Here is a 9,405-nt window from a genome sequence, read left to right on the forward strand (position 1 = left end):
TCCAGGAACTGGGGGCGGAGACCACGGTGGTCCGCAACGACGACGTCACGCTGGCCGAGGCCGTTGAGATGGCCGAGGCCCGCGACGGTGTGCTGATTTCTCCCGGCCCCGGGGCACCGGCCGAGGCGGGGGTCTGCATCGAACTCATCAAATGGTGCGGCAGCCACAACAAGCCGATGCTGGGCGTCTGCCTTGGACACCAGGCCCTGGCTGAGGCGTACGGCGGGCGCGTCACGCACGCGCCGGAACTGATGCACGGCAAGACCTCACTGGTCCAGCATCACGGCACCAGCGTCTTCAAGGGACTTCCTTCCCCGTTCACCGCAACGCGCTACCACTCGCTCGCCGCCGTCCGTGAGAGTATCCCCGAGATCCTCGAGATCACCGCGGAGACTGGAAACGGCGTGGTGATGGGGCTGGAACACCGAACGGCGYCGCTCTGCGGAGTCCAGTTCCACCCCGAGTCGGTCCTGACCGAGGGCGGCTACCAAATGCTGGGCAACTGGCTGGAATCGCTTGGCATGGACGGTGCGGCCGCGCGGGCGGCGGCCTTGAGCCCGCTCATCCAGCACTGACGTCCCTGCGCTGCTAGGAGGAAGGTCCCAGCAGCTTACCTACGCCCTCCGTGACATCCGTGGGGGTGTCCGTGGGCGTGGGGGTCGGCGTCGGGGTGGGTGTGGGCGTTGGTGCCTTGGCCACCGTGACGGTGACGGCTTTACCCTGCTCGACGGCGGTATTGGCGGCATCGCTTTGGGCGGTCACCTTGCCCGGCTGGACCTGTGAGTTCTCGGTCTCCTTGAAGATCGGAATCAGGCCGAGCTTCTTCAGCGCCGCCTGCGCCTCGGCGCGCGGCAGGCCGACGAGCTGCGGCACCGCGACCTTGCCGGTGGACACAATGATCTCCACCGTGCTGTCCACGGCCACCGTCTGGGACGGCGCAGGATTCGTGGTGATGACGATGCCCGCCGGGACGCTCGGGCTGTTGTTGAGGGTGGTCTTCGGGGCGCCGGTCAGGCCGGTTCGGCGCAGTTCGTCCCGGGCGTCAGCCTCCGTCCGGCCCGGCAGATCCGCGGGGATGGTGATTACGCTGGGACCCTCGGAAATGTCGAGCGTGATCTCCGAGTTAGTTTCCAGGGAACTGCCGGCGGACGGCACGGTGCCTACGGCGAAGCCCTTCGGGATCTTCTCGTGCTGGATGCGTTCCAGCTGCGGTTTCAACCCGGCGTTGTAAAGCTTTTGCAGCGCCTCGGACTCGGTCAGCGAGGCCACCGCTGGCACGGCCACCTTGGCAACGGGTGGCGGCTGCTGGTTGACCATGTTGTACAGCCACAGCCCGCCGCCGGCCAGCACCAGCAACGTAAAGATCACCAGCGTTGCCGTCCACATCCGCCGCGTGGTCTTTTGCCGGCGGGTGGGTTCACGTTCCGCGGGGAAGCTCAGCTCCAAGCTGTCCGTTTCCGGCTGCAGGTGAACGTCGGACGCGGACTCGACGGCCGGTGCATCCTCGGCCGCCGCGGCGTGCTGGGTCGGGATGCGACCGGACGGGGCATCGTCGAGGAACCTCGCACCGGTCAGCGCGAAGGCAGCGGTGGGGGGCCCCGGCTCGGGGGCCACTGTGTTGTTGGGATCGGTGGGTGCCTCACTGGCGGGAACCAGGGCGACGGCGACGCCGCTGCGGGCTGCCCGGAGCGCGCGCCGGAACGCGCCGGCGTCCTGGAACCGGTCTGCCCGGTTCTTTTGCAGGGCCTTGGCCAGCACGCTGTCCAGGGCCTCGGACACGTCCGGGTTAAGGCTGCTCGCGGGCTCCGGGATCTCCCGCACGTGCTGGTACGCGACGGAGACCGGGCTGTCGCCGACGAACGGCGGCCGGCCCGTGAGCATCTCGTACAGCAGGCAGCCGGCCGAATAGAGGTCGCTGCGTGCGTCGACCGTTTCGCCGCGGGCCTGTTCCGGTGAGAGGTACTGGGCCGTGCCCACCACGGCCTGCGTCTGGGTCATCGTGGCAGAGGAATCAGCCATGGCCCGGGCAATCCCGAAGTCCATCACCTTCACGCTGTTCGAACCAGGGCAGAACATCACGTTGGCCGGCTTGATGTCGCGGTGCACAATTCCGGCCTTGTGGCTGTAATCGAGGGCGGCCAGCACACCGAGGGAGAAGTCGATGGCCTGGTCGATCGTGACATCCTTCGAGCGGATCAGCTCCCGGATGGTCTTCCCGGAGACGTACTCCATCACGATGTACGGCACCCGCACACTGTCGTCGTGGCCGCCGGGCACCGCATGGTCCCCAGTGTCGAAGACGGCGACGATCGAGGAATGGTTCAGCGCGGCGACGGCCTGGGCTTCACGCTTGAACCTGGCCTGGAACTGGGGGTCACGGGCCAAGTCGGGGCGCAGGAGCTTGATCGCCACCGTCCGGCCCAGCCGGGTGTCGACCCCGCGGAAGACGTCGGCCATCCCGCCGCGGCCAATCAGCTCACCCAGCTCATAGCGCCCGCTGAGGACACGCCGGGATGACACCGGGCTGCTGTCCTCACGGTGCGATGGAGTGCGGGGCGACGTGGACACAGGTGCCTACTTGCTGGGGCTGACGCTCGGGGTGGGGGAAGAGTCGGCCGGAGCCGGAGCCTTGGCCAAGTGGTAGGTCACCACGGAGCCTGCAGGGACTTCCTTGCCCGATGCGGGTTCGGAGCTCACAAAAGTACCTTCCTGCTGGGTTCCGTCGCCCTCAACCGGATCACCCTTTTGCCAGCGCAGCCCTGCACCCTCGATAGCCCGCTGGACGGAGGCCTCGCTGGCGCCCTGCTGAAGCGTGGGAACGGTGGCCTTCTCCGGGCCCTTGGAGTAGCTCACGGTGATGAGGCTTCCCGGCTCGACCGGGCCCGAGGGGTTGATGTCCAGGACGGTGCCTGGAGCGGACGGATCCGCGACCGGCTCGCCCTTGACCTGCAGACCCAAGCCGTTGAGTTCAGCGCGGACGTCGTTGTAGGGGCGGCCCTTGTACGCGTCCGGCAGGAGGTTGATGGYCGCCGGGGTCGACACGGTGGGTGTGGCAGAGCTGCTGGTGGGGCTGGGACTCTGGGACGTGGGCGGGGCGCTGGTAACGCTGGCCTTGGTGGTTGAGCTGGTGGCGGCCGGGGTTGAGGGGAACAGGATCCCGGCCTGCGTGAGCACCACGCCCACCAGGGCAAAGAGCACCAGCAGGATCAGGGCGATCAGCGGCCACGTCCAGGGGCTGCGGCCCTTGCGCCGCAGCTCTTCGTCTTGCTCGTAGTCGTCGTAGTCCTCTTCCTCCGGGGTCCAGGTCCGTTCGGCGGCCAGGGCATCGGCGCGGGACAGGGCGCTGCGCGCTCCGTGGCCGCTGGCCGCCGCGGCTCCCGCTGCGAGTCCTGCAGCGGCGCCGGCGCCGGCTGCCCCGAGCACGGGCAGTGCCGACGTCGACCTGTCCTCGGTGCCGATGACACCGGTTGCCGCGGTGCGGACATCCACCGGGGCGGTGATGGGGCCGGTGGGCGCCTCGTAGAGGAGCATGCCGGGGACGGCGGCGTGTGCAGCCGCGATGTCACCGTTGCGGATGGCGTCCGAGGCTTCGGCCAGTTTGATGGCGTCCGCCGGACGGTTCTTCGGGTCCTTGGCCAGCATCGACATCAGGAGCGCGCGGACCGGCCTGGGCAGGGTTTCCGGCAGCGGCGGCGGCGCGTCGTTGACCTGGGCCAGCGCGATGGCGATCTGGGACTCGCCGGAGAACGGCCGGTGCCCCGTTAGGCACTCGTAACCGATCACGCCGAGCGAGTAGATATCTGAGGCACCGGTCGCGGTCTGGCCGGTGGCCTGCTCCGGGGCGAGGTACTGGGCCGTGCCCATGACCTGCCCGGTCTGCGTCAGCGGAACCTGGTCGGCCAGCCGGGCGATGCCGAAGTCGGTGACCTTGACCCGGCCGTCCGGGGTGATGAGCAGGTTGCCCGGCTTGATGTCCCGGTGCACCAGGCCCTGGGCGTGGGCTACCGAGAGCGCCCGTGCCGTCTGGGAGATCATCGACAGGGTGCGGTCCGGTGAGAGGACCTGCTCGTGCTCGATGATGCTGCTCAGCGGCTGGCCGGGAACGAGTTCCATAACCAGGTAGGCCGAGCCTTCCTCCTCGCCGTAGTCAAAGACGTTGGCGATGCCTACATGGTTGAGCAGGGCGGTGTGGCGTGCCTCGGCCCGGAAGCGCTGCAGGAACCCCGGGTCACCGGTGTATTCCTCCTTGAGGACCTTGATGGCGACGATGCGGCCAAGAATGAGGTCCTTGGCCTTCCAGACCTCGCCCATACCGCCGATCGCAATGCGTGTGGTCAGCTGGAACCTGCCGCCGAGTGTGATTCCCGATGTAGGCCTCACTTATTCAACACCGCCTCAAAAATCTTCTTCGCGTTCGGACTGGTTAGATTTGCGCCGGTGGTGATGTCCACGCCTTGCATGACGATCGTGACGGCCACTTGCGGGTCATTCGCCGGGGCAAACCCGGTAAACCATGAGTTGTTCAAGCCGTTGCCGAGCTCGGCGGTACCGGTCTTGCCGGCCACCTCCACGTTGGGCACGGCAGCTCCGCCGGCGATCCCCTCGCTGACGACGCTGGTCATCCATTCGGTGATCTGGCGGGCGATTTCCGGGCTGGTGGATGTCCGGAGCGGCTCGGGCTTGGGCTCGTTGAGGATCCGCAGGTCCGGGGACCGCAGGGCCTTGATCAGGTTGGGCTTCATCTGGACGCCGCCGTTGGCGATGGCGGCCGTCATCATGTTGATTTGCAGCGGCGTGGCGCGGACATCCCGCTGACCGATGGCGGACTGCGCCAGCCCGGCCTCGTCCAGTGGCTCGCTGGGGAACGTGCTCTTGGCGGTCTCCAGCTTCAGCTGGTCGCCAAAGTCCTGCCCGAAACCGAACTTGGTGGCCTGCTCTTCGATGGCCTTTTGCCCGAGGTCGACGGCGATGCTGGCGAAGGGGGTGTTGCAGGACTGCTGCAGGGCGAACGCGAACGAGGCCGTGTTCCGGGTGTAGCAGTTGCCACCGGCGTAGTTCGGCAGTTTGTACTGGATGCCGGGGAACGGCATCTCGGCCGGGTTGGGCAGCACGCTGTCCTTGTTGTACTTTCCGGAGTTCAGCGCCGCGGCCGTGTCAACGAGCTTGAAGACCGATCCGGGGGCCAGCAGGGCACCGGTAGGTCCGCTCACTGACTGGTTCAGGTTGATCCCGGGGATCTTGTTCAGCGCCGTGATGTTGGCTGCCTCGGCGTCGGCGTCCTGGGTAGCGACCAGGTTGGGATCGTACGACGGCTTGGACACCATGGCCAGGACCGCGCCGGTCTTGGGGTTCGTCACCACGATCGACCCGCGCTGGCCGTCCGGAATCAGGTCATAGGCCAGTTTCTGCAGCTTCGGATCCAGCGTCAGCTCAACTGAGGCGCCCTTGGGCTGGTTTCCCAGGAACAGCTGTCCCACGCGGTCCAAAAACAGCTGGTCGGAGCTGCCGGCGAGCTGCTCGTTCATGGCCAGCTCCATCCCGGTCAGGCCGTAGTTCTTCGAGAAATAGCCGGTGATGCCCGCGTAAAGCTGCGGCTGCGTGTAGGTGCGCTGGAACTGGCAGGCCTCATTGCCGGGCACGGACTGTGCAACCGGCTTGCCCCCGACGATGATGGCGCCGCGGTCGTTGCAGTAGTTCTGGATCAGCGTGCGCTTGTTCCAGGCATTGGCCTTGAGCTCGTCGGCACCGACCACCTGGACGTAGCTCAGTGCGCCGAAGATCAGCGCGAACATCGCGATCGCGGCGATCCAGGAATTACGAATTGCCTGGTTCACAGGTGTTTCACCGCCTCGGTGGGAGCGTCTTGACTGGAGCTGGTGGCCGGGGCCGTGGCGGGCCTGGGCGGCAGGGACGGTGCGTCCTTTGTCGCCCCGGGATCCTGCCCGGGCGGCAGCGGGGTGGTGTCCACCGGCCCGCGTGCCGCGTGCGAGATCATCAGGAGCAGCCCGACGATGATCCAGTTCGCCAGCAGCGAGGAACCGCCGGCGGCGAGGAACGGCGTCGTGAGTCCGGTGAGCGGGATCAGGCGCGTGACGCCGCCGATCACCACGAAGCACTGCAGCGCGATCGCGAACGAGAGCCCGGTGGCGAGCAGCTTGCCGAACGCGTCCCTGGTGCCCAGCGCCGCACGGAATCCGCGGGTGAACAGCAGCAGGTACATGAGGACGATCGCGAAGATGCCGATCAGCCCCAGTTCCTCGCCGAAGGACGCGACGATCATGTCGCTGTTGGCGAAGGGCACGAGGTTGGGGCGGCCCTGGCCGAGGCCGGTGCCGACCAGGCCGCCGTTGGCCATCCCGAAGAGCCCTTCGACGATCTGCCGGCTGCCGCCGAACTCGCGGTCGTAGACCTCCGGGGTGAAGGCGTTGACCCAGCCGTCGATCCGGAGCGCCACGTGCGAGAAGACCTTGGCGGCCACGAAGCCGCCGGCCGCCATCAGGATCACACCAATGATCACCCAGCTGATCCTGCTGGTGGCGACATAGATCATCACCAGGAAGAGGCCGAAGAAGAGGATTGAGGTGCCGAGGTCGCGCTGGAAGATCAGCACGCCGATGCTGACAAGCCAGGCCGCAATCATCGGACCCATGTCCTTGAACCGGGGGAACTGCACCGGGCCGATCTTGCGGCCGGCCAGCAGGATCAGGTCCCGGTTGGAGGAGAGGTAGCCGGCAAAGAAAATCGCGAGGGTGATCTTGGCGATTTCACCTGGTTGGAACGTCATGGACCCGAGCTTGATCCAGACGCTGGCGCCCAGGACTTCGCCGGCGGAGATTCCGGGAACCAGGGGCAGGATCAGCAGTACGGCGCTGGCAGCCAGGGAAATGTAGGTGAACCGGCGCAGGATCCTGTGGTCCTTGAGGAACCAGATCACGGCAATCGCCACGGCCATCGCCACGAGGGTCCACCGGAGCTGGTTGTTGCCGGTGTCTTCCCCAACCCGGTCCAGCCTGTGGATCATGGCCAGCCCGAGGCCGTTCAGAGCGACCACCAAAGGAAGTATTACCGGATCGGCATATTTAGCGCGGACGCGGAGAACCAGGTGGAATGCCAGCGCAGCGGCGGTCAGCAGCCCGGATTGGAACCAGAAGTCGGTGTCGAAGGCCTTCTGCCGGTCGACGCCGACGAGGGCGTTGGCGCCGATGCCGACTGCCAGGGCGAGGATCAGCAGGACGAGTTCAACGTTGCGGCGCGGTTTAGGCGTGGCGTCGATGGCGGTCATTTGCCCCCCTCACAGTTGGTCGGGACCGGAGTCGGCGTCGGGGTGGGGGTGGCCGATTTCGGCCGGGCCGTCCCCGACGGCGACGCGGTGGCCCGCGGGGTCGCCGAGGCGCTGGCGCTTGGCGACGGGGAGGGCGTCAGGCACTCATCGGCCGGCGCCGTGGTGCCGGTCCGCTGCAGATTTTTGACGATTCGCTGGGCGTCGTACAGGTCCCGTGCGGGGACGGTCTGGCGCACGCGCTGCTGCGAAAACTCTGGCAGGTCAGACATCCGGATATCGGTCACCGTCTCGAGGGTGGAAAGCGGAATGGGGCCCAGACGCTGGGACACCCCGTTGAAAATGGCGACCCGCTGGTCCTGCTCGCCGATGTAGTACCGGGTTTGCGTCCATGCGTAGCCGAGCCAGAGTCCGATGCCCAGCACTGCGATGATCGCGGCCGCAATGGACATGGTCAGCCAGCGCCGGCGCTTGACCGGCGGCTTGAACTCGTCGGGCTCTTCCTTGTCCTGCTCGGCCTTGTGCGTGAGGACCGTGGCGGCCCGGCGGGCGACGGTGCGCCCCGCAATGGACGGGATGGAGCCGGAGGCGGCGGCCGCGGCTGCGGCGCCCRCAAGTTCGTGCGGGCGGGTGGAAAGTTCCTCGCGCAGGACCTCGGCGGAGAGGTGCTCCCCGAGGTGCGGATCGGTGGAGGGCTGCGGTTCCTTGGCATCGTCCGCGGATTCGCCCTGGGCCTTGCCGGACGCGTCGTCCTTGCTGCTGCCGGCAGATTTGCCCGCGTAGGTGCTGCCGGTGCTCCCGGCCGGCGGGGTGCTTCCGGACTTCGGCTCTGACGCCGTCGCGGTGACAGTGGCCGGCGCCGGGACCACCTCGACGGCGGCCGTGTTGACGTCGTCGGGCGTTTGTTCCGCGATGTCGAGGACAACGACCGTGACGTTGTCAGGGGAGCCGGCCTCGAGAGTCAGGTCCACCAGCAGTTCCGCGCATTCACGCAGGTTTTGGGTTTCCCGGACGGTGCGCTCCACAACGTGCCCGGCGACGTAGTTCAAACCGTCGGAGCACAGCAGCCAGCGTTCGCCGGGTTCGACGGCCAGGACGTCGAGGTCCAGTTCGGGGCTGGCGTCAACGTCACCCAGGACGCGCATCAGGACGTTCTTGTGCGGGTGCGTCTCGGCTTCTTCCGGGCGCAGGCGGCCCTCATCGATAAGCCGCTGGACGAAGGTGTGGTCGACGCTGACCTGTTCAAAGACGCCGTTGCGCAGCCGGTAGGCCCGGGAATCACCGATGTGGGCGAAGTGCAGCTTGCCGTTGGCCAGCAGCAGTGCCGTAACGGTGGTGCCCATTCCGGCCAGCTTCGGGTTCATGTGGACCAGTTCGGACAGCAGTGAATTCGCGGTCTGGATTTCGTCGGCCAGGACGGTGTCCGCTTCGCTGCTGGCGGCGTCATAGTCATCGCGGTCCAGGTGCAGCATGTCCAGCACCGTGGCTGCGGACGCGACGTCACCGCCGGCGTGGCCGCCCATACCGTCGGCGACGACGGCGAGGTGGCGGCCCACGTAGGCGGAGTCGTCATTTTTCGCGCGAACGCGGCCGACGTCGGAGCGCGCGGCATAGCGCATGATGAGCGGCCGCTTCGGGGCAGTTGATGCCCGGTCTGCGGGGGAGTCGGAGGCAGCCATGGCTACGGCCTCAATTCAATGACCGTCTTGCCGATTCTCACGGGGACACCCAGCTCCACCGGAAGGGCCCGGGTGAGCTGTTGATCTGCCAAATAGGTGCCGTTGGTGGATCCGAGGTCCTCGATGAACCAACGGCTGCCCTGCGGGAACAGGCGGGCGTGCCGGCCGGATGCGTAGTCGTCCTCCAGGACCAGGGTGGCCTCCTGAGCACGGCCGAGCAGGATGGGGCTGGCTGCCAGCGGAAGGGTGGTGCCCCGCAGCGGGCCTTCGGTGACAACGAGCTGGCGGGCCTGCTGCTTTACCGGGGCCGGAGCAGGCTCTGCCAGCGATGGGTTCCGCCGTACCTGCCTGGCCGTCGGTGCCCCGGCGGCGGCCTTGCGGCCGATCATAAGGTCGCGGCGCATGGCTGAGACGATGCTGAAAATAAGCACCCAGAGCAGAATCAGG

General features: G+C 67.3%; 7 protein-coding genes. 1 reads left to right on the forward strand and 6 read right to left on the reverse strand.

Going from position 1 to position 9,405, the window contains the following annotated elements:
- Positions 1 to 575 (forward strand): anthranilate synthase component II (locus tag AC1DHD_RS10590; protein WP_476879680.1); only part of this gene is annotated, 575 nt, incomplete at its 5' end.
- 13 nt (positions 576 to 588) lie between these two features.
- Here AC1DHD_RS10590 and pknB read toward each other — a convergent pair.
- The 6 genes from pknB to AC1DHD_RS10620 are packed head-to-tail and all read right to left on the reverse strand — an operon-like array spanning position 589 to position 9,404.
- Positions 589 to 2,568 carry a Stk1 family PASTA domain-containing Ser/Thr kinase gene (gene pknB / locus AC1DHD_RS10595; RefSeq protein WP_476879681.1) on the reverse strand — a complete coding sequence of 660 codons (1,980 nt, stop codon included), beginning with the start codon at positions 2,566 to 2,568 and terminating at the stop codon, positions 589 to 591.
- A gap of 6 nt (positions 2,569 to 2,574) precedes the next feature.
- Positions 2,575 to 4,380: a protein kinase domain-containing protein gene (locus AC1DHD_RS10600; protein WP_476879682.1), complete on the reverse strand. Its 1,806-nt coding sequence runs from the start codon at positions 4,378 to 4,380 to the stop codon at positions 2,575 to 2,577.
- On the reverse strand, positions 4,377 to 5,834 hold the full coding sequence (locus AC1DHD_RS10605) for a peptidoglycan D,D-transpeptidase FtsI family protein (protein WP_476879683.1): 1,458 nt from the start codon (positions 5,832 to 5,834) through the stop codon (positions 4,377 to 4,379). Before AC1DHD_RS10605 ends, AC1DHD_RS10600 begins: the two co-directional genes overlap by 4 nt.
- Entirely contained in the window at positions 5,831 to 7,282 is a 1,452-nt protein-coding gene (locus AC1DHD_RS10610; protein WP_476879684.1) for an FtsW/RodA/SpoVE family cell cycle protein, read from the reverse strand. Before AC1DHD_RS10610 ends, AC1DHD_RS10605 begins: the two co-directional genes overlap by 4 nt.
- On the reverse strand, positions 7,279 to 8,958 hold the full coding sequence (locus AC1DHD_RS10615; protein WP_476879685.1) for a PP2C family protein-serine/threonine phosphatase: 1,680 nt from the start codon (positions 8,956 to 8,958) through the stop codon (positions 7,279 to 7,281). Before AC1DHD_RS10615 ends, AC1DHD_RS10610 begins: the two co-directional genes overlap by 4 nt.
- A 2-nt stretch (positions 8,959 to 8,960) precedes the next feature.
- Positions 8,961 to 9,404 carry an FHA domain-containing protein FhaB/FipA gene (locus AC1DHD_RS10620; protein WP_476879686.1) on the reverse strand — a complete coding sequence of 148 codons (444 nt, stop codon included), beginning with the start codon at positions 9,402 to 9,404 and terminating at the stop codon, positions 8,961 to 8,963.
- Between the last annotated feature and the right edge of the window lies 1 nt (position 9,405).

Source organism: Arthrobacter sp. 05L45_2 (assembly GCF_056397525.1).